We start from the raw sequence: 26702 nt of genomic DNA on the forward strand, positions 1-26702 counted from the left end.
ACGTGCAACAGAGGGAGCTCTTAGGAAACTTTCCTAAATAAAAGATACGTCCAAGCCGGAGCGCGTCAACCCCGCGCGTACCGACAACCGCATCCGTCCAGTGAATGCCGGAAGAAGATCACGCCATTCCGTACATGTTCCGGATCTTGGTCTGCCAAGGACTGTGATTGAAAGACCGCATCGGCTGGTTACGCCCCTGCGCCCGGCAAGCTCGCAGGTCGATACTGCCGCCCCGGTGGAGTGCATTCCCCGATCCCGTGGTCGCGATGGCAACGGGGATCCCAGTGAGAACCGCAATGCAGCAGCGAAGCGGCCAGGTCGGGGTGGGCGGCAGCCCAGACGTCATCGAAGACGAACCACTGGCGGTAGCCGAAGTAGTCATCGATATGGATGGCCATCTGAGCCACGTGCTCGCTCTGCCGGATGATCGTACGGTGCGGATCGCGACCCCGGGCAGGCGCGAACCCCTGCAGCAGGCGTAGCCCGATCTCGTGTGCCTGCTGGTGAGCGCCATATGTTTCCGAGATGTCCTGCTCGAAGTCGGGCCAGCGATTGCAACGCTCCAGGGCCGGCCCGATCTCGTCCTCACCGGGTGCGACCAGGGCGCGCAGGACGGCCAGTTCCCCGGACCACTCATCGATCGGGGCGTCCGTCTCCCGCAGGGTCGCCGCGAGCCGGGGTAACCGGGTGCCGGGAAAGCACGCCGGCATGTTCCAGCCCATGCTGTCGAAGGTGCTGTAGAAGGTCAGCACGACCGCGTAGGTCGCCCCTTCACCTCCGGGTGGCGCGGGCGTTGCGGTCCAGGTCGTCACCGGAGAGGTGAAAGAGCGGTCGTCGGAGAAGCCGGGAGGGACGTCGGGGAGTTTCCATCCGTCGTGCAGCAGGTAGGCCCAGCGCTCCGGTTCGGCGGCCACGAGAGCGTCCTCGACGAAGAAATAGGCCAGCATGACCTCGTCGTCATCGGTGAGCACCCGCACGCTGTGCTCGTCGACCCGTAGCTCCTGCTCGACGTCGAGGTGTTCCTCCAGCAGGCGGTGCAGCTCCGCTGTGCTCCGGGGCGCGGGCAGCCCGGTCTCGAAGATGGTGGACAGGCCATAGACGCTCGCCCCGAGTTCGCGCGTGATCCACTCATAAGCGTCACCGCTTCCCGCCTCGTCCCAGACCCTACGGAACCAGTCGAGCACCGTCGCGTCGGGAAAATGCCGCACCAGCTTGCCGGAGGGGCCCTCGTAGACGCTGCGGTAGATGAAAAAGACCATGCCGCAGACCATCTCAGACGGTACTGACAGAACATGATCCGTCAGCTTGCCATGCTTGGTGGTCGTCCCGAATGAGACGCCACTTGGTGGCACCGGTTTTCCAGAGGGCCGAGTTCCGAGCGGCAGTGCCTTCTACCGGGGGGAAATTACGTCCATCGCACTCACGCAATGAAGATCACCATTCATGTATCCCGCACCGGTAGGCCGTTGGCACAATGGCTTGGAGATCGAGAAGGTGACGCCGTGGAGGACCACAAACGCGCTCTCATCAACCAAATGGCTGCGCGGATTGACCTGTACGACTCGGGCGAGATTTCCTTACCCAAGCTGGTCGAAGACCTCCGCGGCCTGTTCGAGGCCGCCGATCCGCGCGAGCTGAGCATCAGGGACTCGGTCGAGGAAACCTGGACCGAACTCGATGCCGAGAGCGAGCTCAGGACGGAGGCATGGGCACCTCCAGGCCTTGCCGATGACGCACACCTGCGCGAGATCCTCCAGCGGCTGCGCTCCTGGATCGAGTGGTGCGGCCTCGCCTTCTGATCCGTACAGTGATCCGCTCGAGAAACCTGCCCCGCATCTGCTTGGTGAGCCGTACGGCAACGCGTCAGGGCACTGGCGCGGCGACGGTGTCCTGATTACCCAACGTACGGACTAGAAGATCAGTCTGACGCCTACTCCACCCACCACCAACCGTCTCCAAGATCGTGTGTGGCGTTGCCGAGATCACCGCTCGCCGTCTGGACCGTCGTGCCTCGACCATCGGAACCCGGTACATGGGCGATGCCCCTGCCGGTCTCCGCCCGCCAATCCTCGAACACCGGCAGGTAGAGCACGTCGCCCTGTGGCCGTACCTGACCGTCTATCGACAGATACCTCATCCACCCGGGCACGGTGAGCGGCCGGTGGTGTTCGTGGTCGGCGGCGAGTTCAGCGAATGCGTCCCGGTGGGACCGGACCAGGTCCTCCGCATACAGGGCTTCCCAGTCAGCGGTTCTGACCACCGCTCCGGCACCGAGGGCAAGCAACAGCGCGGCGATACACCGGCCATAGTCCCTGAAGGACAGATAGGTCATCACCACCGTGATCGACCGACTGATCACCCACAACCAGGCCGCCGTGATTGCAAGCCCGGCGAACAGCTCGGACACCCTGAACACCGGAATCCAGAAGTACTCCAGCGCCACCAGCGCGAGCCACGCGAGTGACACCATCGTGAGCGCCGGCCGGCTCAAGGGCTTCTTCTCACTGGATGCAGTCGACACGGCGTGAAGTTTTCCGGAGCGACCAGCGGCCGAGCTACATCTGAACAGGTAATTTCACACCGTTTGCACGCTTCCCCCACATATCCTCAGTACTGCTGACTGATCCTTGAGCTCGGAGACAGATGGTCGACTCCCCAGGAGATCTGGGAACTGATCTTTCTCATCGACGACTGGGAAGCTCTGCGCGGCGCTCCGCCGACCGACGACGAGCTTCGAGAGCCGGCAGGAAAGATCGTCGATTTCGCGAGGACGGTGCTTGAGGCGGAGGCAGACCCGGGATCGTAGTAGGGGAAGCTGCCGTCAGGCTGGCGATCACCCTGGAGCCGAGTGCCCTCACCGCAGGCACAGCGGGTCTCAGGGGGGCTGCGTCCCGAGCGGAGACAGGGCCTCTGAACAGGGGGGCGGCTTTTTTCGCACCGCGACTGCTGAAGATCATCCCGCATATATCCCGCAACGGCTTTTCATCGACCTTGGGCGTGCCTGACACGCTCTCGCAGCCGGTGTAGGCGGCGGTCGTACTGACCGGCGTAGGACTTCTCGGCCTTAAGGAGATGCGGCCGGTGCCGATCCCGCCGGAACTGGTGGCCATCCTGCGTGACCACATCGACCGTCACGGCGTCGCCGCCGATGGCCGGCTCTTCCGGAACCGCCGGTCCCACCTGGGGAAACGGGGCCGGATCCATTCCGCGTATGTTCCGTGACCGGTGGCATACGGCTGCTTCCGGCTACCTGCGGCTGCCTGAGAGGCGCGGGCCGCGGACAAGCAAAAGACCAGGTCAGCGGCTAGATGACCTGGTCTTGGCAGCGCACCCTGCAGGATTCGAACCTGCGACCGTCGGATTAGAAGTCCGGTGCTCTATCCAGCTGAGCTAAGGGTGCTCCCGCTTAATTGTGCATGATCCGGGGAGTGCTCATGTATCGGTTTCCTGGCTGTGTCGTGAGGATCACCCCGTGAATCCTCCGGATCCTGTAGGGAGCGTCGCGGATGCCGGGTGTGGGCGAGCGGGGCCGGGAGGTCCAAGAGTGCGCCCAGGGGAGGCCCGAGGGCAGGTTTTGCCTGGTTATGCACCTGCTTTGGGGCGGATGCCCCCGCGTGTCGAAGTGATGATCCTCGCTCGGGATTCCACGATTCGCGCCCCTGCCCGGCCGGTCACCAATCTATGCTGGACAGCATGCCGTACCTCGAAGAGCGCGTCGACACCGTTGAGACCGACAGTACCGAGATCAAAAGTCGTCTCGGTGTGCTCGAACGATCCGTCGGCAACATTGAGAAGAACACCGCGGTCATGCGCGACGACATCGCCGAGTTGAAGGCCGGGCAGATCGAGATCCGTGACCTGCTCGCTCGCGTGGTGGCACGCCTCGAAGGCGTGCCAGGCCAGACCGCCTAGATCAGGCGCGAAGCGCGGTCGGCGACCGGGCAGGGGCGCGAACGGCCGACCGGCTCGGCGACGGTCGATCGGTGAGAACGGCTTCCGGCTGTCCCGGCGTGTGAAGATCGGTCTGTCCGAATCGTTCTCCTGAGGAGACGGGGCGGTCTAGGCTCGTATGCCATGTTCGTCGCGACGGCCCAAGAGGAGATTCCCCTTCTGGGCGGTGACGTCACCGACGGGGTGGTGCGGGTCGGGGACACCGTCCGGCGGCCCTGCAGGGCCTCCACGGCTTCGGTGCACGCACTCCTGCGTCATTTGGAGCGTTCTGGGTTCGAAGGGGCTCCCCGGGCGCTGGGGGTGGACGAGCGGGGCAGGGAGATCCTGAGCTATGTCGAGGGGGAGTCCGCGGTCAGGCCGTTGCCTTCGTTCGCACTCACCGAGGAGTCTCTGGCCGGGCTGGCGCGGCTGCTGCGCGCTTTTCACGACGCGGCCGAGGGGTTCGTCCCGCCGCGGGAGGCGGTCTGGGAGGCGGGGTCCAATGACGACGCGGCGCCGCGGCTGGTCGGGCACTGCGACGTCAACCTCGACAACGTGATCTTCCGTGACGGGCTTCCCGCCGCGCTGATCGACTTCGACATGGCCCGGCCGACGACCCGGCTGTTCGACGTGGTGACCACGCTGCGGCACTGGGCGCCGATCGCCGATCCCCTCGATCTGGAGCCGCTCCAGCGTCGTCTCGACGTCGGTCCCCGGCTGCGCCTGTTCTGTGACGCGTACGGCCTGGAGCCCCGTGATCGTCGTCGGCTGCTGGATCTCGCCCGGCTCCGCTTCGACCGCTCCTACCACGCGATGCGGGCCAAGGCCGAGGCGCAGGGGGGGAACGGCGGGTGGGCCCGGATGCGGGCCGGTGGGGCGGGGGAGCGCATCCGGCGGGCCTGTGTGTGGCTGGAGACCCACCAGGATGAACTCCATGAACACCTCGTTTAGCCGACTGATCGCCAAAGTGGGACCGAAGAGACCTGGAGTGGCCGAAGGGGTGGGGATGCTCGCCGGGGTCGCGATCGACGCCGTGCTCGCCGATCCCCGGCGCGGGCATCCGGTCGCGCTGTTCGGCACCGCCGCCGCCGGGGTGGAGGGGCGGGTGTACGGCGACAGCCGGGCGAGAGGTGTGCTCCATGTGGCCCTGTGTGTGGTCCCGGTGGCGCTGCTCGGTCACGTCGCGACCCGGCCGCGCAACCCGGTGGTGCGGGCCGGGCTGAGCGCGGCTGCGACGTGGGCGGTCGTCGGCGGTACGACGCTGGGCCGCGAGGGTGCGGCGATGGCCGGATTCCTGGAGGACGGCGATCTCGCGGGGGCGCGGGGGAGGCTGCCGCACCTGTGCGGGCGTGACCCGTCGGGGCTCGGGGAGTCCGGGCTCGCCAGGGCGACCGTCGAGTCGATCGCGGAGAACACCTCGGACGCGGTGGTGGCGCCGCTGTTCTGGGGTGCGGTGGCCGGAGTGCCCGGTCTGCTCGCGTACCGGGCGGTCAACACGCTGGATGCGATGGTGGGGCACCGGAACGCGCGCTACGAGCGCTTCGGGTGGGCCGCCGCTCGCCTCGACGACCTCGCCAACTTCGTGCCCGCCCGGATCACCGGGCTGCTCGCCGCGCTCGGCGCTCCGCTGGTGGGCGGTTCGGCGCGGCGGGCGGCGGCGGTGCTGCGCAGGGACGGCCACCGCCATCCCAGTCCCAACGCGGGCCGCTGCGAGGCCGCCTTCGCGGGGGCGCTGGACCTCACTCTGGGAGGGGTGAACGTGTACGGCACCAGGGTGGAGCACCGGCCGGAGATGGGCGAGGGGCCCGCGCCCTCGGTCGCGGACATCCGCAGGTCGGTACGGCTGGCGCGGGCGGTCGGCCTGGCGGCGGCGGGGCTCGCCGTCCTGGCCGCCGTTCGGGGCTCGTACGGGCGAGGTTCACGCGGGACGGGCTCGTATGGGAGGAAGGGGTGAAGGGGGCGTTGCTGGTCGCGGGGACGACCTCCGACGCGGGCAAGAGCGTCGTCACCGCCGGGATCTGCCGCTGGCTGGCCAGGCAGGGGGTGAGGGTCGCGCCGTACAAGGCGCAGAACATGTCGCTCAACTCCTTCGTCACCGCGGACGGCGCCGAGATCGGCAGGGCCCAGGCGATGCAGGCCGCCGCGTGCGGGCTGGAACCCAGCGCCGACATGAACCCGATCCTGCTCAAGCCGGGCAGCGATCGGCGCAGCCAGGTCGTGGTGATGGGCAGGCCGATGGCCGAGGTCGACGCGATGGAGTACTGGGACGTCAAGGAGCGGCTCCGCCAGGTCGCGGTCGACGCGCTCGAGCGGTTGCGGGGCGCGTACGACGTGGTGGTCTGCGAGGGGGCGGGCAGTCCGGCGGAGATCAACCTGCGCAGGGGCGACATCGCGAACATGGGCCTGGCCCGTGCCGCGAACCTGCCGGTCGTCGTGGTCGGCGACATCGACAGGGGTGGGGTCTTCGCCGCCATGTACGGGACGGTCGCGCTGCTGGAGCCCGCCGACCAGGCGCTGATCGCCGGGTTCGTGATCAACAAGTTCCGCGGGGCGCCCGAGCTCCTCGAACCGGGGCTGGACATGATCAGGGAGCTGACCGGCCGCGAGGTGTACGGGGTGCTGCCCTGGCTGGACGGCCTCTGGATGGACGTCGAGGACTCCCTCGCCCTGGACAACCGGCCCGCGTCCGGGACGCGTGCCCCGTACGGCCGGCAGACCCTGCGGGTGGCGGTGGTGCGGCTGCCGAGGATCTCCAACTTCACGGACGTGGACGCGCTGGCCTCCGAGCCAGGAGTGGTGGTCCGCTTCGTGACCTCCCCGGGCGAGTTGGAGGACACCGACCTGGTGGTGCTGCCGGGCTCTCGGGCCACGGTCTCCGACCTGGGGTGGCTCCGTGCCACCGGCCTGGCCGCCGCCCTGCCGGGGCGGGCGGTGCTGGGCATCTGCGGCGGTTACCAGATGCTCGCCAGGACCATCCGCGACGAGGTGGAGTCGGGGGCGGGGCTGGTCGAAGGGTTGGGGCTGCTGCCCGCGTCGGTGGAGTTCGCCGAGGACAAGACGCTGGGCCGTCCGGTCGGTGCCGCGTACGGCCACCCGGTCTCCGCGTACGAGATCCACCACGGCGTGGTGACGGCCGACGGCGGCGAGCCCTTCCTGGACGGCTGCCGTGCCGGTTCGGTGTGGGGTACCACCTGGCACGGCGCCCTGGAGAACGACGGTTTCCGCCGGGCCTTCCTCGCCGACGTGGCCGCCGTCTCCGGTCGCGACTTCACCCCGGCGCCGGACGTGTCGTTCGCCGTGCTGAGGGAGGAGAGGCTGGACGCGCTCGGTGACCTGATCGAGCGGAACGTCGACACCGGTGCCCTGCTCCGGTTGCTGGAGGGCGGGGCTCCCGCGGGGCTGCCGTCGCTGCCGCCCGGCGGGGTCTCGCGTGAGGCTCCGGATTTCTCGGCGGGCGCTTCCTCCGTCGGGTGAGGTACGCCGGAGGCGACCGGCGAAGCGATCGGAGCCGGGGGTTCCCTCCGTCGGGTGAGGTGCCGGTCCTTCCGTCGGCTGAGACCGGTGTCCGTTCCAGCGAGGCGACAGGTGATTTATCACCTGTACTGCCTCTTTTGAGGGGCGAAGACGAATAAATCAGTTCAGATGATGAAAAAGGGGAAGGTCTTCCGCCGGGTAAACTCGATGGATCCCCGGCGAATCCGATGGGGAGGTAGTAGGGGAGGCCGACGATGTTCCGCATCCTGGTGTTGCTCGTCGTCATCGCGGTGATCGTGGTGGTGATCCTCGGCGTGACCAGGAGGGTACGTGCCGCCGTGGCAGGCGGGGTGAAACGCGAGCCCGTCGCCGACAGTCCCCGCGAGATCCTCAAGCGCCGCTACGCGGCCGGTGAGATCGACGAGGACGAATACCTCCGCCGGATGTCGGGCCTCTCCCAGGACTGGTAGTTCCACCGGCGTCGCGCGTCGGGCTGCGGTCAGGTTGGTGCCGTTGGACCTCAAGATCCAGTCTCCAAGGTGTCCACATTCAATGGGGAGCGCCGAAGAGCTGCGGTGATGGAGCCGGCGACGAAGCGGAGGTGGGTGGCCCCATGTGGGATTGCCGCTTGGTGGCCTTGGGCTCCGGTGAGGGTACGGCGCAAGGTCGCAGAGTCTGCGGCCGGGATGGTCGCGATGTTGGCGGAAACAGGGGTCAGTGACCGGGAGCCGTCAGGCAACCGCCGTCGTTGATGTAGCCCCCTACCTCCACCTTCGACTCACGCTCGTCGTAGAAGCCGGTGAGGCATCCTCCCGACAATTCGATAGCGAACACCACAGCGGAGCGAGCCCCTCCTGCCCTGATGATGACGTTCGTCCCTGGTGGGGCGACCGCCCGTACCGCTTTCGCGACGTGGGCCTCGCCGTGCAGTGCCCGCTCGCGCAGGTCGGCGAATTTGCCCCGCAGGGCCTCGGCCACCGGCTCAGCCTTCGCAGCCACCTCCGGAGGAACCGCGCCGCGCTGGCGGTATGCCTCGTTGTCCGCGTGCTTTTGCTCCCAGGAGGGCATCGTGATGCAAGGGGCAGGCGTCAGCGACTCAGCGGCTTCCGGGCAAGGAAGTAAGGCTGACGGCGACGCCGACGGCCCGCCTCCCTGTGTCCGCGCCACACCACAGCCATTCAGGATGGTCAACAACAGCATGGCGACAAGGGCAATTAAGATCTTCATGCTCTTCATGCTCTTCATGCCTCAACGATCGGGCACGGCGAACCGGGGGCACAAGTCACGTCGGCGGCAGTGAGGTGATCGCGTGGTGTTCGCCGGCTCACAAGGATCAGGTGGCCCTTCAATCCGGGAGTCTCAGGGTTTCGGGCGTTTCCCAGACTGTCGGCTGCCGCTCGGGGTTGGTTTCCTGGTGCACGAACTGGCTGATCAGCTCGGTGAGGGCTTGCCGGTCCTGCTCGGGAAGGTTCTGTAGGAGGGCGATCGCCGGTTGAAGCACCTCCACCGTGGCCTCGGGTGTGATGGCGTCGTTGTCGCTGTGATCAAGTTTGATGACGATCTCTCTCAGGCCCTTAGGTGGTCGGACCGGCGTCACGAGCCGACGTGGTCGGACGCACATCGTGACGCCGGCGCGTGTCAGGTCGTGGGGGCGGGGGCCGGCTGGTTCTCGGTGATCCAGGCGTCGATCTCCTCCCAGTGCTCGAAGAGCCAGCGGATCTGCTCCTCGCGCTCGCGGGGCACGTCGGCGGCCTGGACCCGCCACCACTTGGCCTTGATCTGGGCGCTGAGCGGCAGACGGGTCCAGATGTCCCCGAAGGTGATCAGGTCGTCGAGGCCGGTGTGCGCGACGAAGATCACGTCCGCCTCGGGGCAGGCGTCGATGGCGGCGATCGCCCCGTTGGGGCGGGGGGCCATCAGGTGCTCCAGCCTGCGGGCCCGTGCGGCCTCCTCGGCCAGGCCCTTCTGCTCCAGCCTCAGGATGGCCCGCCAGCGGCGCTTCGGGGTGAAGTTGCCGCCCTCGGGGAAGATCACCAGGGCGTCGTCGGCGTCCATGCCGGCCGACAGGCGGCGGATCTCGGCGAGGATGCCGCTCTCCGCGGTCTTGCGGTGGACGAAGGCGTTGGGGAGACGGTTGATCACCACGTCCAGCGAGGGGACGAACTGCAGGGCCGCCTTCATCACGATCCTTGGGCGCCTGTGGTATCGGGCGAGAAGGTGGTGCACGAGCAGGAAGGAGTCGCCGGGGCCCGCGTGGCGGGACAGGACGATGACGGGGCGGGTGAGGCGCCGGGAGGTCTCCTCGGAGGTCGGCGGAGGCTCGTCGACCTCGACGCTCAGGCGGAAGATCCGCACCGCGGCCTCGTAGATCTTGGACAGGAACCACTGGATCAGCTCGTAGTGCTGCTCCTGGTACTCGTCACGGCTGAGCCGGCCGCCCAGGCCGTTCGTCACCCACAGCCACAGGCAGGCGCACAGTGCCATCGACTCCAGCGTCAGCCACGCCATCGCGAACCAGACCAGCCGGGTGCCGCGCCGCTGCGGGGGCGGCAGGCGCAGCGAGGCCGCGGTCACCACCAGCAGCCAGATCGGGAGCGTGAGCACCGCGAGGACGGTGAGCACGATGACGAGAGGTGCGAGGACCAGGCGGCGGATGATGCGAGGAGGCAGCACGAGCGGCTCCTGCCTGTGTGGATGTGCGGTGTGTAGGTCGTGCGGGTGCTGGGTGACTCACACCGGTGTGACTCAGGCCGGTGTGACTCGGATGGACGTTGATGCGGACATGTCTCTGTGAGGTACCCCGATGTATACGTACAACGCGATGTGGGGCATATCGATGCCGGGCTGGACGGGTGACGTGGCTCAGGAGGGCGACTGCCGGGCCAGGTAGTCGGCCGAGGCCCGATAGGCGCGATCGATGTATTTAGATATATGCGAAATATCCCGGTATCGCAGCTGGGAGAAGTCCATTCCCGGCCGGGACTCACCCCCCGAAGGCATCACGTGGACCTCGATGTCGTCCGGCAGGGTGGCCATCTCCTCGGTGAAGCGGTGCCGCCGGGCGATCTCGAAGGCGGTCATGCCGACCTCCCACGGGCGCCGGGGCACCGTCAGGGGACGCTCGATCCTGCCCACGTGCAGCACGTAGACCCGCCGGGCGCCGAGCGCGACGGCCCGGCCGACCGGGATGCTGTGCACCAGCCCGCCGTCGAGATAGTGACCCTCGCCGACGCGGACCGGCGGCAGCAGCCCCGGAACGGCGCAGGAGGCGAGGACCGCGTCGACGAGCGGCCCCTCGGTGAACCAGTGCGCGGCGGCGCGCTCGACGGAGGCGGCCACGCACTGGAACGACACGGGAAGATCCTCGATGCGGGAGACCGGGAGCGTCCTGGCCAGCAGGTCGCGCAGTGGCTCGGAGGAGTGCAGGTGGGTGCCGCTTTTGGCGAGGGTGGACAGCCGGGTCACCCAGGACCCGGCGAACGCCGTACGGACGATGTCGGAACTCCACAGCGTGTTCAGACGCTCGACCGCGTCACCGGGGGAGGCGGCGAACACGACGCCGTTCAGCGCGCCCACGGACGTGCCGACGATCAGGTCGGGCTTGATACCCGCCTCGTCGAGCGCGCGCAGCATGCCCACCTCGTGAGCGCCGAGAACGCCCCCGCCACCCAGTACGAAGGCAGTGTCCAGGCTCATGGGCTCACCATATCCCCGCCCCGGAGCGCCGGATTCCCGCCGAGGCCGCGCCGGTTCCGGATCCACGGGAAGAAGCCGAGGAACCGGGCGGTTCCGGATCCCCGCAAAGAAAAGGCGGCCAGTTGTCCGGGTCCTGACATGACCTCAGGCGCCGGCGAGAGGGCACGATCTGACGCATGACAAGTGTGGTGGAGACCGAAGGGCTCACCAAGTTCTACGGCGGACGCCGAGGACTTGAGGATCTCGACCTGGAGATCCGACCGGGGGAGGTGTTCGGGTATCTCGGCCCGAACGGAGCGGGAAAGACGACGACCATCAGGCTGCTCCTGGACGTCATCCGTCCCACCAGGGGCCGGATGACGGTCCTGGGCAGGGATCCCCGCGAGGCGGGTGTGCGGAGCCGGATCGGTTACCTGCCCGGCGAGCTGGCTCTGGAGGGCAGGGAGAAGGCGGGGGAGTTCCTCGCCTTCCTCGGCATGATGCGCGACGGCGTGCCCAAGGGGCGGATCGAGGAGCTGGCCGAGAGGCTGGAGGCCGACCTGTCGGTGCCGATGGGCAAACTCTCCAAGGGCAACAGGCAGAAGGTCGGGCTCATCCAGGCATTCATGCACGAGCCGGAGTTCCTGATCCTCGACGAGCCGACCAGCGGCCTGGATCCGCTGATGCAGCAGGAGTTCCTCGCGATGGTCCGCGAGGTCCGCGCCTCGGGCCGCACCGTGCTGATGTCCTCCCACGTGCTGGCCGAGGTCGAGGACGTCTCCGACCGGGTCGGTATCGTGCGCGGCGGCAGGCTGGTCGCGGTGGAGGACGTCTCCGCGCTCAGGGAGAAGGCGGTGCGCCGGGTGGAGTTCCACTTCGACGCCCCGGTGCCCCGGGAGGCGTTCGAGAACCTGCCCGGCGTACGGGACCTGCGGGTGGAGGGGGCCGGGGTGCGCTGCACCATCGACGGCCGCCCGGACGCGCTGATCAAGGCGGCGGCGAGGTTCACGGTGGTGCACATGGTCAGCGCCCAGCCCGACCTGGAGGAGATCTTCCTCACCTACTACAGCCGGCACGAAGAGGAAGAGGAGGCGCGCGATGCCCGCACTGGTGTCGAAGAGCCTGCGTGACTACCGCAGGCCGCTGCTCGGCTGGACCATCGGGATCAGCGCCTTCTTCGCGCTGTACCTGGCCTTCTACCCGAACATCCAGAGCAACCCCGACCTTTACGGGGAAGTGGCGCTGACCAAGTTCCCCGGGGCGATGCGCGACCTCATGGGCGGCCTGGAGGAGGGATTCACCAGCGGCTCCGGCTACCTGCAGACCCTGGTCTACCAGCTGTTCGGGCCGCTGCTGTTCATCATGTGCGCCGCCGTGATCGGCAACCGGGCGATCGCCCAGCCCGAGGAGTCGGGCACGCTGGAGCTCGTCCTCACCCTCCCGGTCGACCGCAGGCGACTGGTCCTGGAGCGCTTCGCCGCCCTCGCCCTCGCACTGTTCGGCGTGGCAGCGGCCACCTTCCTCGCCGTGCTCGGCCTGGCGGTCGCCGTCGACATGGGCGTACCCGCCGGCAGGATCCTCGCCGGTCACGTCGGCGTCTTTCTGCTCGCCCTCTTCTTCGGCACGCTGTGCCTGACGGTCGGCGCCGCGACGGGTCGCAGGAGGGTCGCCCTCGCGGTGGTCGGGGTGGTCGCCGTGGCCGGATACGTGGTCGAGACCATGGGCAAGGACGTGGCCGGTGTGTCCTGGCTGCGCTGGATCTCGCCGTTCCACTACTACCTCGACGGTCGGCCGATCCAGCTGGGGCTCCCGGTAGGGGACTATCTCGTGCTGGCCGGGGCGACCGTCGTGCTGCTCCTGATCGCGATGCCGGCCTTCGACAGGCGTGACGTGGGAGTCTGATGGACGAGCTGCTCGGCGGCCATCTCCGGATGTTGCGGGAGGCGGCCGCCACCGGCAGGCTGCCAGGGCGGGCCGAGCTCGACGACTGCCGCGCCGTCGGCGCGCTGGCCGCCGAGCGGGGCGTGTCCGTGCGGGCACTGGTCGAGGCCGCGCTGGCGACGGCCGAGTCGGTGACCCCCACCCCGCTCCCGGCCCTGCGGCGTACGGTCTCCGCCCTGATGGAGGGGTACGAGAACGCCCAGCGGGCGGCGTTGCGCCGGGAGGAGACGGCGCGCAGGAAGTTCGTCGACGACCTGCTCCAGGGCCGTGCCGACAGGCTCGCCGAACGGGCCGAGCACTTCGGGCTCCGCATGGCCGAGACGTACGTGGTCGCCGTCGCCCGCCCTGTCACCGGAGCCGCCGCGGCCGTCGCTTCGGGGGACGGCGGGTTCGAGGGGCACGGCGGGTTCGAGGGGCACGGAGGGGAAGAGGAGGTCCGCGGGCTCGCGGGCGAGGCGGAGGGGACGGCCAGGAGGATCGAGGAGGCGCTGGTCGCCCGGTTCGGCTCGCACAACGTGCTGGTCACGGTGCGCGACGGGATGCTCGTGTGCGTGGCGCCGGGCAGCCTCGACGTCGTGACCGGAGAGTTCACCCATCACGTGCGTCAGTTGTTGGCGCCCGGCTGGCGGGTCGGGCTCGGCAGGGCGCACCGGGGCCCAGGCGGGGTGGTCACCTCCTATCGGGAGGGTGTCAACGCCATCGGGTTCGGCGACAGGCTGGGATTGCGCGCCTCGGTGCTCAAAGCCGCCGACCTGTTGGTCTTCCCGGTGCTGCTGCGGGACCGTACGGCGATCGAGGACCTGGTGACGAGCGTCCTCAGCCCGCTGCTCGAGGCGCGGGGCGGCCCCGAGCCGCTGCTCGCCACGCTGGAGGCCGTCTTCGCCTCCCAGGGCAACCAGACCGCCGCCGCGCGCAGGCTCGACATCAGCACCCGGGCGGTGACCTACCGGCTGGAGCGGATCCGCCGCCTCACCGGGTTCTCGCCGGACGATCCCACCCAGCGTTTCACCCTGGAGACGGCGGTCCTGGGCGCCCGGCTCCTGGACTGGCCCGCCCAGCCGACGCACTGACCGGACCTCCGCGCCGTTACGGGATCAGGAGCAGCTTGCCGGTCGTCCGGCGGGCTTCGAGGTCCTCGTGGGCACGGGCGGCCTCGGCGAGCGGGTAGCGCTCGGAGACGTGCACCCGCAGTTGCCCGGAGGCGACCCAGCGGTAGAGGTCGGAGGCGCGCCAGGCGAGCTCGTCGCGGGTGGCGATGTAGGAGCCCAGCGTCGGACGGGTGAGGAAGAGGGAGCCGTTCTTGGCGAGGATCTGCGGGTCGAACGGCGGGACCGGGCCGCTGGCCTGGCCGTACAGCGCCATCATGCCGCGCGGTCGCAGCGAGGCGATGCTCTCGTCGAAGGTGGCCGCGCCCACGCCGTCGTAGACGACGTGCACGCCGGAGCCGGTCAGCTCGCGGACCGCGTCGGCGAAGCCCTTGTAGCGGAACACCTCGTCGGCGCCCGCCTGGCGGGCCAGGGTCTCCTTCTCGTCGGTGGAGACCGTGCCGATGACCCGGGCGCCGCGCAGCTTGGCGATCTGGGTGAGCAGCAGGCCCATTCCCCCGGCGGCGGCGTGCACCAGGACGTCGTCGCCCTCCTTCACCTCGTACGTGGAGTGCGTCAGGTAGTGGGCGGTGAGTCCCTGGAGGGTGACGGCCGCCGCGGCCTCGGCCGTCACCCCCTCGGGTACGGCGAGCACCTTGGTGGCGGGCACCACGTTCCTGGAGGCGTAGCTGCCCGGCACGTTCGCCCATGCCACGGTGTCGCCGACGGCGACGTCGCGCACGTCCTCGCCGACCGCGACGACGGTGCCCCCGCCCTCCTCGCCGGGAACGAAGGGCAGGGAGAGCGGGTAGCGGCCCATCCGGTGGTAGACGTCGATGAAGTTCACCCCGGAGGCGGCGACGTCAACCAGGACGTCACCGGGGTTCATCTCGGGGTCCGGGTGATCGTCGGTGTAGGTGAGAACCTCGGGTCCACCGGTGGCGGAGACGACTATGGCGCGCATCGTGCTGAACTCCTTCGGTCGGTCGGATGCCCCGTTCCCCGCAGGGTGCGGATCACTCGCCGTCAGGGCTGTGTGGTGGGGGCGGGGCCGTGCAGGGTGAAGTTGTCGAACGCGGTCCGCAGGACGGCGTCGCTGTTCTCGCCCACCCGGGCGATCACGCCGACGAGCCCGTTGGGCAGCGGGTTGGTGTCGAGGAACGACTGGGTCTGCTCGTCGTTGACCCACATGGTGAGCCGCACACCGCCCTCGACTCCGGCGCACTCCGCCGTGAGCCGGACGGCCTCGCCCTTGGGCAGGTCGATCTTGACGGGCTTGGTGAGCTCGCCCCCGGCGCTCTTGACGGTCTTGCGGATGCGGGCGTTGCCCGAGGTGTCGAGCAGAAACTCGTACCGCGTCGCCTTGTTGTCGTCCTCGCCCCGACAGAACAGCCCGTACTCGCCCATACCGACGGTGCCGGAGCGGATCGTGATGTCGGAGCCGAGCAGGATACGGCTCGGGGTGATCGGCATGGGACTGGCCGTGGGGTCGGGGGTGGCCGGGGGAGCGGAGACGAAGGGGATCGGGGCCTGCTCCCGCCTGATGGGGGAGTAACCGCTGACGTCGACGGCGTAGTAGCCGTTGGGGGAGTAGCCGTATGTGCCGGTCAACGGGCTGTAGGTGCCGCCGCTCCAGCCGGTGCCGCTCTGGGTGAAGTCGTCCTGGTAGAGCAGGGGGAGGTCCTCCGGAGGGCCGCCGGGAGCGAGGGCGAGGCGCAGCCCGATCCCCGCTGCCGCCACCAGCAGGGCCGCCACCGCCGCCCCGACGGCGAGGTTTCGCCGCCCGCCCGCGAGGCCGCGCGGGAAGGGACCGGTGCCGCCCTCCGGTGGCCCGGTGAGGGTGTGGCCGGGGCTGGAAGGCGTACCCGAGGGTCCACCGGGACCGGTTCCGCTCCAGGGGACGCCGTCAGGCGTCTCCCCGAGTTCCTGCCAGGAGGCCTGGACCGAGTGGGCGGCCTGTTCCGGCGCGGCGGAGCGGCCAACCAGGTGGTCGAGGAGCTGCTGCGAGGTGGGCCGGTTGTGCGGGTCCTTGGTCAGGGCGTAGGTGACGAGCTCGCGCAGCGCGGGCTCCATGCCCTCCAGGGAGGGTTCGGTGTTGAGCACCTGGTACAGCACGGCGGGCAGCGCCTCGCCGCCGAACGGCGCCCGCCCGCTCGCGGCGAAGGCCATCAGGCAGCCCCACGAGAACACGTCGCAGGCGGCGGAGACCGGCTCACCGCGCAGCACCTCGGGCGCCATGTATCGCGGGGTGCCGAGGATCTCGCCGGTCCCGGTCATCCCACCGAGGGTGTCCAGCGCGCGGGCGATACCGAAGTCGATCACGCGGGGGCCGACGGGGGAGAGCAGCACGTTGGAAGGCTTGAGGTCGCGGTGCACGACTCCGGCGCCGTGGATGGCGGTCAGCGCGGTCGCCACCCCGACGGCGAGCGCGTCGAGGCTGGAGCCGCGGAGCGGCCCGTCCGTGTCGACGGCCTCCTCAAGGCTGGGGCCGGCGACGTACTCGGTGACGACGTAGAGCTGGTCGCCGTCGAGCGCGGCCTCGACGACCGCGGCCGTGCAGAACCTGCGGACCCGCTGCGCAGCGTCGGCCTCCCTGCGGAAGCGCATCCGGAACCGTTCGTGCCGGCTGTACTCCGGATTGATGACCTTGATGGCGACCTGCTGCCCCTCAGGGGACTCGCCGAGATAGACCGTGCCCATCCCGCCCCTGCCCAGCCGACTGAGCACGCGGTATCGGCCTATCTGCAGGGGTTCGTCGGGACTGAGGTCGCTCACCTTTGTGCCTAACCGCCTACGCCGTCACATGGGTGTTTCAGCCTATCGATCTTCTGCCGCTCACCAGCAGACGCAACAGCGGCACGCCGACTTTTTCCAGGCCGTCCACGGTCAGCACGTCCTCGGGCGCCGGACCGCCGGAGACCGACACCACCCGGCACCCCGCCGCGCGGGCCGCGGCGAGCCCGGTCGGGCTGTCCTCCACGGCCACGCAGTCGGCGGGGTCGAGGCCCAGCACGGAGGCCGCCCGCAGGTACGGGTCGGGCAGCGGCTTGCCGCGAACGGTGTCCTCGGCGGCCACGACCAGGGCGAAGCGCTCCGCCCCGACGGTGCGCAGCACCATCTCCACGATGAGTCGCGGTGAGGCGCTGACCAGTGCCGCGGGTACGCCTTCCGCCCTCAGCTCGTCCAGCAGCCGGATCGCGCCGGGCAGCGGTGTCACCCCGCCGGAGATCCGTCCGGCGAAGGCCTCGGTGAGTCGCGCCCCGATCCGTTCCACGCCGGGCGGGGACGGTGCGCGCCGTGCGAGGTAGCCGGCCACGTCCTCGACCATGCGGCCCAGGACGTGGCCGGCATCGGCCTCCGTCAGCTCCAGGTCCAGCTCGGCGGCGACCGCCAGGCACGCCTGCCACCACATCCCCTCGGTGTCGACGAGCGTGCCGTCCATGTCGAACAGAACGGCCTTGAGCTCACCCGACACCCGCGACGTCCTCGGACTCGGACGCTCCGGATGCCCCGGACGCCCTCGACGACGCGGCGGGCGTCGCGGAGTCCGGGGAGCCCTCAGGGGTGAGGACGGGGGCGGGGGCGGTGCGCGCGGCGACGAGCACGGGCCGCTGCACGAGGGAGACGTCCACCCGTGTGCCCGGCGCCAGGCGTACCGCGTCGTGTCCCGGCACGTCGCTGAGGACCTCCAGCTCGCCCACCCGCACCCGCAGCCGGGCGGTGGAGCCGCGGAAGGACGACGCCACGACCGTGGCGTTCCCTTCCGGGGAGGGTGTGACCAGCACGGCCTCCGGGCGTACCAGCACGTCGACGTCGGGCGAGGACGGCACGGAGCCGTCCACCGGCATGAGTTTCCCCATCACGGTCACCTCCCGGCCGGACAGCCGGCCGGGGACGTGGTTCATCGCGCCGACGAACTCCGCCACGAACGGGGTGGCGGGCCGGTCGTAGACCTCGGCCGGTGGGCCGCACTGCTCCAGCCGTCCGGCACGCAGCACCGCGACCTTGTCGGCGACCGAGAGGGCCTCCTCCTGGTCGTGGGTGACGAAGATGGTGGTGATACCCAGTTCGAGCTGGAGGCGCCGGATCTCCTCGCGCAGCGAGACGCGGACCTTGGCGTCCAGCGCGGACAGCGGCTCGTCGAGCAGCAGTACGCGTGGTTCCAGCGCGAGTGCTCTGGCCAGGGCGACACGCTGTTGCTGGCCGCCCGACAGCTCGTGCGGGTAGCGCTGGGCGTGCGTCGGCAGGCCGACCAGCTCCAGCAGCTCGTCCGCCCGCGCGTGCCGTTTCGCGGTCGGCACCTTGCGCACCCGCAGCCCGAAGGCCACGTTGTCCCGCGCGTTGAGGTTGGGGAACAGGCTGTAGGACTGGAAGACCATGCCCGCGTCCCGCCGGTTGGCGGGCACCCGGGTGATGTCCTTGCCGTCCACGAGCACCGCTCCGGCGTCGGGGTGCTCGAAACCGGCGACGCAGCGCAGCGCGGTGGTCTTCCCGCAGCCGGAGGGGCCGAGCAGGGCCATCAGTTCGCCCTGTTCGACGATGAGGTCCAGGCCGTCCAGGGCCACCGTGCGGCCGAACGCGCGACGCAGCCCCCGGAACTCGACGGTCATCGGCGTTTCCTTCCCGCACCCGAGAGGGTGAGCAGCAGCAGCCAGATGAGGAGCAGGCTGATGATCGACAGGGCGACGGAGAGCTGTCCGTCGTTCCCGGAGATGGTGACGATCCAGACGGGGAACGTCTGGTAGCCGAGCAGGGCGGCGACGGTGTACTCGCCGAGCACCAGCGCGAGGGCGAGGAACGAGGCGCTCGCGATGGAGGAGCGGATGTTGGGGATGATCACGCGGAACAACACGTACGGCCACGAGGCGCCCAGGTTGCGTGCCGCCTCCACCAGCGTCCGCACGTCGATCGCGCGTAGCCCGGCGTCCAGCGACCGGTAGACGAACGGCAGCGTCAGCATCACGTACGCGAGCACGAGGACGAAGGGGAACCTCTCGTTCTGGATGGCGATGAGCGTCGCCCAGAACGGTGTGGCGGCCAGCGCCTCGACGCCGTCACGCAGCGCCGTGCTGATGCCGACCACGTAGGTGATCGGCGGTACGACCAGCGGGAGCGTGGAGAGCACCTCCAGCACGGGCCGCAGCCGGGGCGCGCCGAGCCGTACGGCGAGCATGGCGGGAAGGGTGAGCAGCAGCACCGCGACGATGGTCGCCGCGGCCAGTGCCAGGGAGAGCAGCAGGCTGGGAACGAAGCCGGGCGCCGACAGGATCCGCCCGTAGGCGGCGAGCGAGAAGCCCTGGCCCTCGGAGTAGACGGTGAACCAGAAGGACACTGCCATCGGCACGACGAAGTAGACCGCCGCGACGACCAGCACGATCCCGCGCCAGGCCCGCCGCGCTCCGGGGCGGGCGGTGGCGGCGGGACCCGGGGTGACGTCGGGCAGGGTCGCTACCGCAACCATCGGGAGCTCCTCTTCTGCAGCGGCAGGTAGACCGCCATCACCAGCAGCGCGACGACGATCATGTCGAGGCTCAGGGCAAGCGCGACGTTCTCGTACCCGATGAGGACGTCCCCGGTGAGTGCCTCGGCGATCTGCAGGGTGACCAGGGGGACCGTGCTGCCGACCATGGCGTAGGCGGTGGCGTAGGCGGCGAAGGCGCCGCCGAACAGCAGGACGACGCCGCCGAGCAGGGCCGGGGTGAGCACCGGGACGCCGACGTAGCGCCAGAACTGCCAGGTGGTGGCGCCGTTGTTCTGCGCCGCCTCCCGCCACTGCGGGCGCAGGCCGTCCAGCGCCGGGGTCACGACGAGCACCATCAGCGGCACCGAGAAGTACATGTAGACCAGGGTGAGGCCCCAGAAGTTGTACAGCACGCCGGGGCCGAGGCCCAGCGCGGTGGTGATCACCCCCGAGTTGCCCAGGGTGGCGATCCAGATGAAGGCGAGTGGCACGCCGCCGAAGTTGGCCAGCACCCCGGAGAAGGTGAGCACGGCCTCGCGCAGGGCGGTGAACCGGGAGGTGACGACGGCCTGGGCGAGGAACGTCCCGGCGACCGCGGCGGCGACCGCCACCACGGCCGACAGCTGAACGCTGCTGATCAGGGCGTTCAGGTAGGCGCCCTGCAGGCTTCTGGACAGGTTGGCGGTGCCGAGGGAGGAGACCTTGGTCACCGGGTCCTTGACGGTGAACGCGCCGACCAGCAGCGTGAGCGCCGGGATCCCGAAGGCCACCGCCGTCACGACGAGCAGCGGCAGGGCTCCCACCCAGTTCTTGGAGCGAGGACGGCCGCCGCGCGGGGCGGCGGCCGTGACGGCCGGGACCGTCATCCCGAGACCGCGGCGCCCCAGCCGTCGGCCAGGACCTCCTTGGCCTTGTTGACCTGGGCCTCCGTCGGGAAGGTGGGGTCACCCTCGACCGGCGGGAGGTTGGCCTCGGCCGTCGCGTCGACCGTGCCGTCGGCCTTCATCGCGGGCAGCAGCACCGGGCGGGCGAAGCCGCCGAGGTAGAGGTTCTGGCCCTCGGGGCTGTAGAGGAACTCCTGCCACAGGCGCGCGGCGGCCGGGTGCGGGGCGTCCTTGTTGATGGCCTGGGCGTAGAGCTGGAAGTACTTGCCGTCGTCGGGGATGACGGTCTTCCAGTCGATGCCCTTCTCGGCCATCTTGGGGGCGTAGGCGGCGTTGTTGTAGTCCCAGTCGATGCTGATCTGGGTCTCGCCCTTCTCGATGGTGGCCGGGGTGGTCTCCACCGGGTTGAAGTTCCCGGTCTCCTTCAGCTTCTTGAAGAAGTCGAGGCCGGGCTGGATGTCGTCGAAGGAGCCGCCGTTGGCGAGGGCCGCCGCGTACACGCCCGCGAACGCCGAGCCCGACTTGGTGGGGTTGCCGTTCAGCGCGACCTTGCCCTTGTACTCGGGCTTGAGCAGGTCGGCGTAGGTCTCCGGGCACTTGTCGATCTTCTTGGCGTCGCAGCCGATGGAGATGTAGCCGCCGTAGTCGTTGAACCAGAGGCCGCTCGGCTCCTTCTGGTTGTCGGGGATCTTGTCCCAGCTCTCGACCTTGTACGGCGCGAACAGGCCCTCGGCGGCGCCGCTGATCGCGAAGGACTGGCCGATGTCGAGCACGTCGGGGGCGCGGTCCTGGCCCTTGCGGGTCTTCACCGCGTTGATCTCGTCGGCGCTGGAGGCGTCGGGGGTCTCGCTCTCGATCTCGATGCCGTACTTCGCCGTGAAGGCCTCGATGATCTTTCCGTAGTTGGCCCAGTCGGGCGGGAGGGCGATGACGTGGAGCTTGCCCTCCTTCTTGGCGGCCTCGACGAGCTTGTCCAGCCCGCCGAAGTCGGCGGCGGAGGTGGCGGTTCTGGCGTCCACTCCGGCCGCGGAGCCGTCGGCGCCCGCCGTGGGGGCCGCTGTGGTGGGGGCGGCTCCGCACGCTGTGGCGCTCATCAGGAGGAAGGCGGCCAGGCCTGCAAAGCGAACTCGGGATGCGATCACTGTGTCTCCCAAGGGGGTGTCGCGCAATATTTCACGAAAGTAGACGAACTTGTACAAACAAGCTAGACCCCCTATGTCGTGAATCAGTTGCTGTTTGGTGAACGGGCGAAGTACAAGGGTGAAATGCGGAAACTAGGGCTATGTGCGGCGATAATGCTTGTTTAGGGTGGGGTTCATCCGGACATATGGTGCGCGCAGCGAGGGATTCCGTTGACGCCTGCCGGGCCGGACGCGAGTGGGCGGCTTGAGAGGCGAGGCGAGATTGCACGGTCACCGGGTGTGCGGGGGTGCGTGGGAGAGAGCCGTGGGGTTCGCGGGTACGCCGGAAGGGGGGCGGAGGTGACGGCCCGGTACATGGGCATCGCGGAGGAGTTGCGCGACGCGATCATGCGAGGCGAGCACCCCGTGGGTGCCCAGCTCCCCTCGGAGGCCGAGCTGGCCGCCCGCTTCGCGGCCTCGCGCGGCACGATCCGCCAGGCGGTCGCCGTACTCGCCACCGAGGGCCTGGTCGGGTCCCGCCAGGGCGCCAGACGCATCGTGCTCGGCCGTGAGCGCAGCCAGAGCTTCGCCGAGCTGCACAGCTTCGCCCAGTGGGCGCGGGCGATGGGCTACCGGGTGAGCGGGCGGATGCTGGAGCAGCGCCGCAGGGGCGCCGACGTCACCGAGGCCGCCAGGCTCGCCCTCCAGCCGGGCGATCCGGTGCTTTTCGTGCTGCGGCTGCGCTCCCTGGAGGGTGAGCCGGTGATGCTGGAACGCACGGTCTACGCCGGGTGGATCGCCCCGGCCGTCGAGCGCATCGAACCCGGCTGCGAGTCGGTCACCCAGGCCCTCTACGAGAGCGTCGGCCTCGTCTTCGCCTACGGCGAGCACCTCATCGACGCGGTCGCCGCGGGCGTCGAGGACTCCAGGCTGCTCGCCGTGCGCAGGGGCAGCCCGCTGCTGCGCCAGCGCCGGGTCACCACCACCCACGAGGGGCGGCCCGTCGAGTGGTCCGACGACCGCTACCGCGCGGGCAGCGTCACCTTCAGCATCCGCAACTCGGTGGACGCCAATCCGCTCGTGCGGCAGATGGGGGACTTGCGCCCGGCCCCGTGAGAACGTATGTTCGATACGCCAGACCCGTCTTCCCCCGGGTGCTCATCGGAAAGCCGTGGGAGAAGAGCGTCTTGAGCAGACTTTACGGCGACCCCGTCGAAGTGTGGATCCGCGACGGGCAGCCCGTCCAGTTCGTCTGGGGCGATCGCCTCCACGCCGTCGGCAGGGTTCTCGACCACTGGGTCGTCGCACGCGAGTGGTGGAAGACCTCCGCCGGTGATCCCGGCGAGCGCCGGTTCTGGCGGGTCGAGGCCGCCTCGGGAGGCCGGGCCGGCACCTACGAGCTCAGGTTCGACACCGCGGGCGAGGGCTGGCTGCTGATCAGGGCCTGGGAGTGACGCCCCGCCCCGGCACGCCTCCCGCGTGCCTTCCATCGGGCGGGGCGGTGCTCACTGCCCGGCGGGATGGACCTCCTGGGGCTGCTCCTGCCCGGAGACCTCCGGTGAGAGTGCCTCGGAAAGTGTGGGGTCCTTCGCGGGCGAGGTCGGGACCGATCTCACCGGGTTTCGCTTCACCCGGTCCTGCTGCACCGAGGTCGGTTTCACCGGGACCGTCTCCGTCGCCTTCGCCGGGAGGCGGCGCTCCGGCCTGGTCCGCCGCCGGTGCCCGGCGCCCGCGGCCTGGATCCCGGTGATCTGCCGCACGGTCGTCGCGCACAGCAGGGAGGCGGTCGCGACGGCGATCAGCTCGGTCAGGCCGAACCCGGTCAGGCTCGTGCCGCCCTGGGGCGCCCCCGGCCACAACCGTGCAAACACCAGCGCGGAGGCGACGAGCCAGCTCAGCCACCAGGCGGTGAGCAGCGCCTTCCAGCGCAGGCGGCGATCCAGCGGCGGCCGGGAGGCTCGCCACAGCCGGTCGACCAGCACGGGGGGCGCGGCCAGGTTGACCACCGGCACGAACCAGCTCACCAGCACCGGCGCCACCGCGGGCCGGTCGGCGCCCTGCCGGGCGCGGAGCAGCCAGTTCAGGTACGCGGCGACGGCGGCGATCGCGGATGCGGCGAAGAACATGATCAGAATGGCGAAGACGGTGACCGCGCCGAAGACCGCGTCGGCTCCGGGGGCGTGGGGGTCGCCGTTGAGCTCGGATATCTCCAGGACGAGGCGCCGGCCGCGGACCTGTTCGAACACCGCCAGGGCGGCGACCGCGACCACCAGTGCGGTGAGCGTGACATAGACGGCCGAGGCCGATTTTTGTAGAGATGGGATAGAGCGCATGTATATCTCCCCCCGCCATGCGCTGAGGACCTGCCCCTTTTCCTATCCCGTCAGCGCTCCCGCTAATCAGCGCGGATGCCCTGCTCAGCCGACGATGCCGGACTCCCACGCCCAGGCGGCGATCTCCACCCGATTCCTCGCGCCCAGCTTCGCCTGGATGCTCCCCAGGTGGGTCTTCACGGTCGACAGCGAGACGAACAACTCGGCGGCGACCTCCTGGTTGGTCCGCCCCCTGGCGACCAGTCGCACGACGTCCAGTTCGCGCTCGGTGAGGGGCTCGCTGGGCGGGCGTACGCCACCGGCCCGAGGGTGGGAGAGGTGTTCGAGCAGGCGCACGGTCACCGAGGGCGACACCAGCGCGTCCCCGGCCGCCGCGGCCCGGATCGCCTCGATGAGCAGCGTCGGCCCGCTGTCCTTGAGCAGGAAACCGGTCGCCCCCGCGCGCAGCGCGCCGTAGACGTACTCGTCGAGGTCGAAGGTGGTGACGATCACCACTCTCATCGGGTCCGCCACCCCCGGCCCCGCGAGGATGCGGGTGGCCTCCAGACCGTCCAGCTTGGGCATGCGGATGTCGAGCAGGCACACGTCCGGTCGTAACCGTCGTGCCAGCTCGACGGCCTCGGCCCCGTTGGCGGCCGTCGCCACGACCTCCATGTCCTGCTGGGCGTCCAGAATCATCTGGAACCCGGTCCGCACCAGTTCCTGGTCATCGGCGATGAGCACCCGAATCGTCACCTGTTGGATTGTGCCAGCCCACGGGCGGTTCCGGATCGGGCATCCGGCCGATGTGCCGGTAAGCGACGGCGAATCGCCCTTTCGGCCGATCCCGTCCGGGGGCGTGGAGACGATCGGTCGATCTGCCGCCGTCCTCCGCGCGGGAAAGTGCTCGCGTGAACGTTGTCCTTGAGGGAGCCGGGCTGGTCAAGCGCTTAGGAACGACCATGGCGCCGGACGGTGTCAGACCGGCGATCCACGCGGGCGAGGGCGTGGAGAAGGCAGGGGCGGGCCGAGGCGGGTGGGTGGGGAAACAGGGTGCCGGATAACTTTTCTCTTCCCGGCCGGTGATCGGGGGGCCGGGAAAGGCACTCCTTGGTGTGGATGATCCAGAAGCGCGATTCACCGCGCTGTACGACCAGCACTATCGCAGCGTGCTCGGCTACACGCTGCTGCGCGCGGAGCGGCAGGCGGCCGAGGACATCGCGAGCGAGACGTTCCTGATCGCCTGGCGGCAGCTGGAGGAGCTGCCGGAGCCGCCGCTGCCCTGGCTGCTCGGCGTCGCCCGGAACCTGCTGCGCGGGCAGCGGCGTTCCGGGCTGCGACGGCGGGCACTGGTGGAACGGCTGGCGGAGCTGTCCTCGGAGGGCGACGTGACCGAGCGGGTGGCCGAGCAGGTCGCCGAGCGCGAGGCGGCCCTCGCGGCGCTCGCCGGGCTGTCCGAGCTGGACGCCGAGGCGGTGATCCTGGCCAGCTGGTACGGGCTGGCTCCGGCCGACGCCGCCAAGCTCGCCGGCTGTTCCGCCCGGGCCTTCACCGTCCGCCTGTATCGCGCCCGCCGCCGCCTGTCCCAGGCACTCGACCTCACCCCGGCCACTACCCTGCAGGAGCAGCCTTGAACGACGTCGACGAACGTGTCCGCGCGTTGCGCCCGGACGCACTCACCGAGGACGCCCACCGGCGGCGCCGCGAGGCCGATCTCGCCCGCGCCTTCGCGACGGCCGTGTCCGAACCCGGTCGCGCGTCCGATCATGCGTCCGGTCGCGCTTCCGATTCCGTGTCCTCCCGCGTGCCCCTCGACGCCTCCCGCCCCCTGTCCCGTCTCCGCCTCACCCCCGGGATCGTGCTGACCGGCGCCCTCGTCGGGCTGGCCGCCGCCGTGACGGTGCCCGCCGTCATGACGGGGACGGTCGGGCTGCGGGGGCCGGGCGGGGGCCGGACCGCGGCGATCGCCTCCCCGGACCCGGCCTCGGGCACCTCCCCGGTACGGCACCCCGAGACCTCCGGCTCGCTCCCGGCCGCTACCCCCGGCACACCGGTGGTCACGCTCGACGCCCGGTCGTTCCTGCTGACGGGTGCGGAGACGGCGGCGCGCACGACCTCCCCGGAAGGCCGGTACTGGTTCGAGCGCACCAGGACCTTCGAACCCGTCGGGTCCGGCGCGACCGTCGCCCACACCGACGAGTCCTGGTATGACGGCCGGGCCGGGCGGGTCGTGTCCAACCAGGATGTGGACATCACTTTCGCCACCGATGCCGCGAAGGCGGCATGGAGGGCGAAGGGAGCCCCGGCACTGTGGCCCGGGCCGCGTACCGAGGACTTCTCCCGGCTCTCGCTGCGGTGGCGGGTCGGGAGCGAGACGCTGACCATGGACGAGGTGCGGGACCTGCCCGGTGACGCCGGAGAGCTGGAGCGGTGGCTCCGCTCGGCCCACCGGGACGGGCCGTTCCCGGACTTCGTCTTCGACGCCGCGCGGTACCTGCTCGCCTCACCCGCGAGCCCGGCCACGCGTGCCGCGACGTTGCGCGTTCTCGCGGCCCAGCCCGGAATCGTCCTGGAGAAGGACGTCCTCGACCCGCTCGGGCGCACCGGCTTCGCCGTCACCACGGCCGAAGGCCACCACACCCTGGTCGTCGACGAGTCGGGGTCGCGCCTGCTGGCCTTCGTCTACACGGGCCCGGACGAGAGCCCCCGTACCGGTGACCGTTCCGCGCACCTCCCCTTCCGCAAGGGCCTCAGGATCGCCTATGAGGAGTCCGGCTGGGTGGGGAAGGTCGGCGTCCGGAGGTGACGTCCGCCCCGCC

Annotated in this window: 28 protein-coding genes and 1 tRNA gene; 13 read left to right on the top strand and 16 right to left on the bottom strand. The window is 69.9% G+C overall.

Annotation, left to right across the window (positions count from 1 at the left end; translation table 11 throughout):
• Positions 1 to 188: 188 nt before the first annotated feature.
• On the bottom strand, positions 189 to 1259 hold the full coding sequence (locus tag ACFY3V_RS10235; RefSeq protein WP_389771984.1) for a hypothetical protein: 1071 nt from the start codon (positions 1257 to 1259) through the stop codon (positions 189 to 191).
• A gap of 243 nt (positions 1260 to 1502) precedes the next feature.
• On the opposite strand from ACFY3V_RS10235, the gene ACFY3V_RS10240 reads away from it, so the two are divergent.
• A complete protein-coding gene (locus tag ACFY3V_RS10240; protein ID WP_389771987.1) occupies positions 1503 to 1799 on the top strand; it encodes a hypothetical protein in 297 nt (98 codons plus the stop codon).
• 131 nt (positions 1800 to 1930) lie between these two features.
• Here ACFY3V_RS10240 and ACFY3V_RS10245 read toward each other — a convergent pair whose 3' ends face one another.
• Positions 1931 to 2521 (bottom strand): hypothetical protein, encoded by a 591-nt coding sequence (locus ACFY3V_RS10245; RefSeq protein WP_362899898.1) that lies wholly within the window; start codon positions 2519 to 2521, stop codon positions 1931 to 1933.
• Positions 2522 to 3326: 805 nt separating this feature from the next.
• A tRNA-Arg gene (locus ACFY3V_RS10250) sits at positions 3327 to 3400 on the bottom strand.
• A gap of 293 nt (positions 3401 to 3693) precedes the next feature.
• Between ACFY3V_RS10250 and ACFY3V_RS10255 the strand changes: the two genes are divergently transcribed.
• The 5 genes from ACFY3V_RS10255 to ACFY3V_RS10275 all read left to right on the top strand — a co-directional run bounded on the left by ACFY3V_RS10255 (position 3694) and on the right by ACFY3V_RS10275 (position 7874).
• Positions 3694 to 3912, top strand: a complete 219-nt coding sequence (locus ACFY3V_RS10255; protein WP_362899900.1) for a hypothetical protein — start codon at positions 3694 to 3696, stop codon at positions 3910 to 3912.
• Between the two features lie 162 nt (positions 3913 to 4074).
• Complete coding sequence (locus tag ACFY3V_RS10260) at positions 4075 to 4881, top strand: phosphotransferase (RefSeq protein ID WP_389771990.1); 807 nt, start codon at positions 4075 to 4077, stop codon at positions 4879 to 4881.
• Positions 4882 to 4936: 55 nt separating this feature from the next.
• Positions 4937 to 5884, top strand: a complete 948-nt coding sequence (locus ACFY3V_RS10265) for a cobalamin biosynthesis protein (RefSeq protein WP_389772193.1) — start codon at positions 4937 to 4939, stop codon at positions 5882 to 5884.
• Entirely contained in the window at positions 5881 to 7404 is a 1524-nt protein-coding gene (locus ACFY3V_RS10270; RefSeq protein WP_389771993.1) for a cobyric acid synthase, read from the top strand. Before ACFY3V_RS10265 ends, ACFY3V_RS10270 begins: the two co-directional genes overlap by 4 nt.
• Before the next feature lie 254 nt (positions 7405 to 7658).
• The gene (locus ACFY3V_RS10275) at positions 7659 to 7874 is read left to right on the top strand and encodes an SHOCT domain-containing protein (protein WP_350945335.1); all 216 of its coding nucleotides are present in this window, start codon (positions 7659 to 7661) and stop codon (positions 7872 to 7874) included.
• A gap of 244 nt (positions 7875 to 8118) precedes the next feature.
• On the opposite strand, the gene ACFY3V_RS10280 is transcribed toward ACFY3V_RS10275, so the two are convergent.
• The 4 genes from ACFY3V_RS10280 to ACFY3V_RS10295 form a co-directional block, all read right to left on the bottom strand.
• Positions 8119 to 8649 (bottom strand): hypothetical protein, encoded by a 531-nt coding sequence (locus ACFY3V_RS10280; protein WP_389771996.1) that lies wholly within the window; start codon positions 8647 to 8649, stop codon positions 8119 to 8121.
• 100 nt (positions 8650 to 8749) lie between these two features.
• Positions 8750 to 9001, bottom strand: a complete 252-nt coding sequence (locus ACFY3V_RS10285) for a hypothetical protein (protein ID WP_389771999.1) — start codon at positions 8999 to 9001, stop codon at positions 8750 to 8752.
• A gap of 41 nt (positions 9002 to 9042) precedes the next feature.
• Positions 9043 to 10077: a 1-acyl-sn-glycerol-3-phosphate acyltransferase gene (locus ACFY3V_RS10290; protein WP_389772002.1), complete on the bottom strand. Its 1035-nt coding sequence runs from the start codon at positions 10075 to 10077 to the stop codon at positions 9043 to 9045.
• 189 nt (positions 10078 to 10266) lie between these two features.
• Complete coding sequence (locus ACFY3V_RS10295) at positions 10267 to 11100, bottom strand: patatin-like phospholipase family protein (RefSeq protein WP_362899912.1); 834 nt, start codon at positions 11098 to 11100, stop codon at positions 10267 to 10269.
• A 176-nt stretch (positions 11101 to 11276) separates the two neighbouring features.
• Between ACFY3V_RS10295 and ACFY3V_RS10300 the strand changes: the two genes are divergently transcribed.
• From ACFY3V_RS10300 to ACFY3V_RS10310, 3 genes are read left to right on the top strand one after another with little or no spacing between them, the layout of a single operon-like run.
• Positions 11277 to 12209: an ABC transporter ATP-binding protein gene (locus ACFY3V_RS10300; protein WP_389772005.1), complete on the top strand. Its 933-nt coding sequence runs from the start codon at positions 11277 to 11279 to the stop codon at positions 12207 to 12209.
• Entirely contained in the window at positions 12178 to 12981 is an 804-nt protein-coding gene (locus ACFY3V_RS10305; protein WP_389772008.1) for an ABC transporter permease, read from the top strand. Before ACFY3V_RS10300 ends, ACFY3V_RS10305 begins: the two co-directional genes overlap by 32 nt.
• Positions 12981 to 14090, top strand: a complete 1110-nt coding sequence (locus tag ACFY3V_RS10310; protein ID WP_362899918.1) for a helix-turn-helix domain-containing protein — start codon at positions 12981 to 12983, stop codon at positions 14088 to 14090. The genes ACFY3V_RS10305 and ACFY3V_RS10310 overlap by 1 nt, the downstream gene beginning before the upstream one ends.
• Before the next feature lie 16 nt (positions 14091 to 14106).
• On the opposite strand, the gene ACFY3V_RS10315 is transcribed toward ACFY3V_RS10310, so the two are convergent.
• From ACFY3V_RS10315 to ACFY3V_RS10345, 7 genes are all read right to left on the bottom strand, one after another.
• Entirely contained in the window at positions 14107 to 15069 is a 963-nt protein-coding gene (locus ACFY3V_RS10315) for a quinone oxidoreductase family protein (protein ID WP_389772011.1), read from the bottom strand.
• Positions 15070 to 15131: 62 nt separating this feature from the next.
• Positions 15132 to 16880, bottom strand: a complete 1749-nt coding sequence (locus ACFY3V_RS10320; protein ID WP_362899922.1) for a serine/threonine-protein kinase — start codon at positions 16878 to 16880, stop codon at positions 15132 to 15134.
• Between the two features lie 37 nt (positions 16881 to 16917).
• Positions 16918 to 17580 (bottom strand): HAD family hydrolase, encoded by a 663-nt coding sequence (locus ACFY3V_RS10325; RefSeq protein WP_389772015.1) that lies wholly within the window; start codon positions 17578 to 17580, stop codon positions 16918 to 16920.
• Entirely contained in the window at positions 17570 to 18715 is a 1146-nt protein-coding gene (locus tag ACFY3V_RS10330; RefSeq protein WP_362899926.1) for an ABC transporter ATP-binding protein, read from the bottom strand. The genes ACFY3V_RS10325 and ACFY3V_RS10330 overlap by 11 nt, the downstream gene beginning before the upstream one ends.
• Positions 18712 to 19566 carry an ABC transporter permease subunit gene (locus ACFY3V_RS10335; RefSeq protein ID WP_350945357.1) on the bottom strand — a complete coding sequence of 285 codons (855 nt, stop codon included), beginning with the start codon at positions 19564 to 19566 and terminating at the stop codon, positions 18712 to 18714. The genes ACFY3V_RS10330 and ACFY3V_RS10335 overlap by 4 nt, the downstream gene beginning before the upstream one ends.
• Positions 19554 to 20432, bottom strand: coding sequence for an ABC transporter permease (locus ACFY3V_RS10340; RefSeq protein ID WP_389772020.1), 879 nt, complete (start codon positions 20430 to 20432; stop codon positions 19554 to 19556). The genes ACFY3V_RS10335 and ACFY3V_RS10340 overlap by 13 nt, the downstream gene beginning before the upstream one ends.
• Positions 20429 to 21544: an ABC transporter substrate-binding protein gene (locus tag ACFY3V_RS10345; RefSeq protein ID WP_389772023.1), complete on the bottom strand. Its 1116-nt coding sequence runs from the start codon at positions 21542 to 21544 to the stop codon at positions 20429 to 20431. Before ACFY3V_RS10345 ends, ACFY3V_RS10340 begins: the two co-directional genes overlap by 4 nt.
• A gap of 387 nt (positions 21545 to 21931) precedes the next feature.
• Here ACFY3V_RS10345 and ACFY3V_RS10350 point away from each other — a divergent pair, with 387 nt between their 5' ends.
• Both ACFY3V_RS10350 and ACFY3V_RS10355 read left to right on the top strand, forming a co-directional pair.
• A complete protein-coding gene (locus ACFY3V_RS10350; RefSeq protein ID WP_350945360.1) occupies positions 21932 to 22687 on the top strand; it encodes a GntR family transcriptional regulator in 756 nt (251 codons plus the stop codon).
• 71 nt (positions 22688 to 22758) lie between these two features.
• Complete coding sequence (locus ACFY3V_RS10355; RefSeq protein WP_350945361.1) at positions 22759 to 23025, top strand: DUF6504 family protein; 267 nt, start codon at positions 22759 to 22761, stop codon at positions 23023 to 23025.
• A gap of 51 nt (positions 23026 to 23076) precedes the next feature.
• Here the strand turns inward: ACFY3V_RS10355 and ACFY3V_RS10360 are convergent, their stop codons facing one another.
• Positions 23077 to 23904, bottom strand: coding sequence for a DUF4328 domain-containing protein (locus ACFY3V_RS10360; protein ID WP_389772027.1), 828 nt, complete (start codon positions 23902 to 23904; stop codon positions 23077 to 23079).
• An 84-nt stretch (positions 23905 to 23988) separates the two neighbouring features.
• Positions 23989 to 24639, bottom strand: a complete 651-nt coding sequence (locus ACFY3V_RS10365; RefSeq protein ID WP_350945363.1) for a response regulator transcription factor — start codon at positions 24637 to 24639, stop codon at positions 23989 to 23991.
• A 359-nt stretch (positions 24640 to 24998) separates the two neighbouring features.
• Between ACFY3V_RS10365 and ACFY3V_RS10370 the strand changes: the two genes are divergently transcribed.
• Positions 24999 to 25517, top strand: coding sequence for a sigma-70 family RNA polymerase sigma factor (locus ACFY3V_RS10370; protein ID WP_362899934.1), 519 nt, complete (start codon positions 24999 to 25001; stop codon positions 25515 to 25517).
• Positions 25514 to 26689, top strand: coding sequence for a hypothetical protein (locus tag ACFY3V_RS10375; RefSeq protein ID WP_389772030.1), 1176 nt, complete (start codon positions 25514 to 25516; stop codon positions 26687 to 26689). The genes ACFY3V_RS10370 and ACFY3V_RS10375 overlap by 4 nt, the downstream gene beginning before the upstream one ends.
• Positions 26690 to 26702 lie beyond the last annotated feature (13 nt).

The organism is Streptosporangium sp. NPDC000095 (assembly GCF_042899335.1).
Taxonomy (GTDB): Bacteria; Actinomycetota; Actinomycetes; order Streptosporangiales; family Streptosporangiaceae; genus Streptosporangium.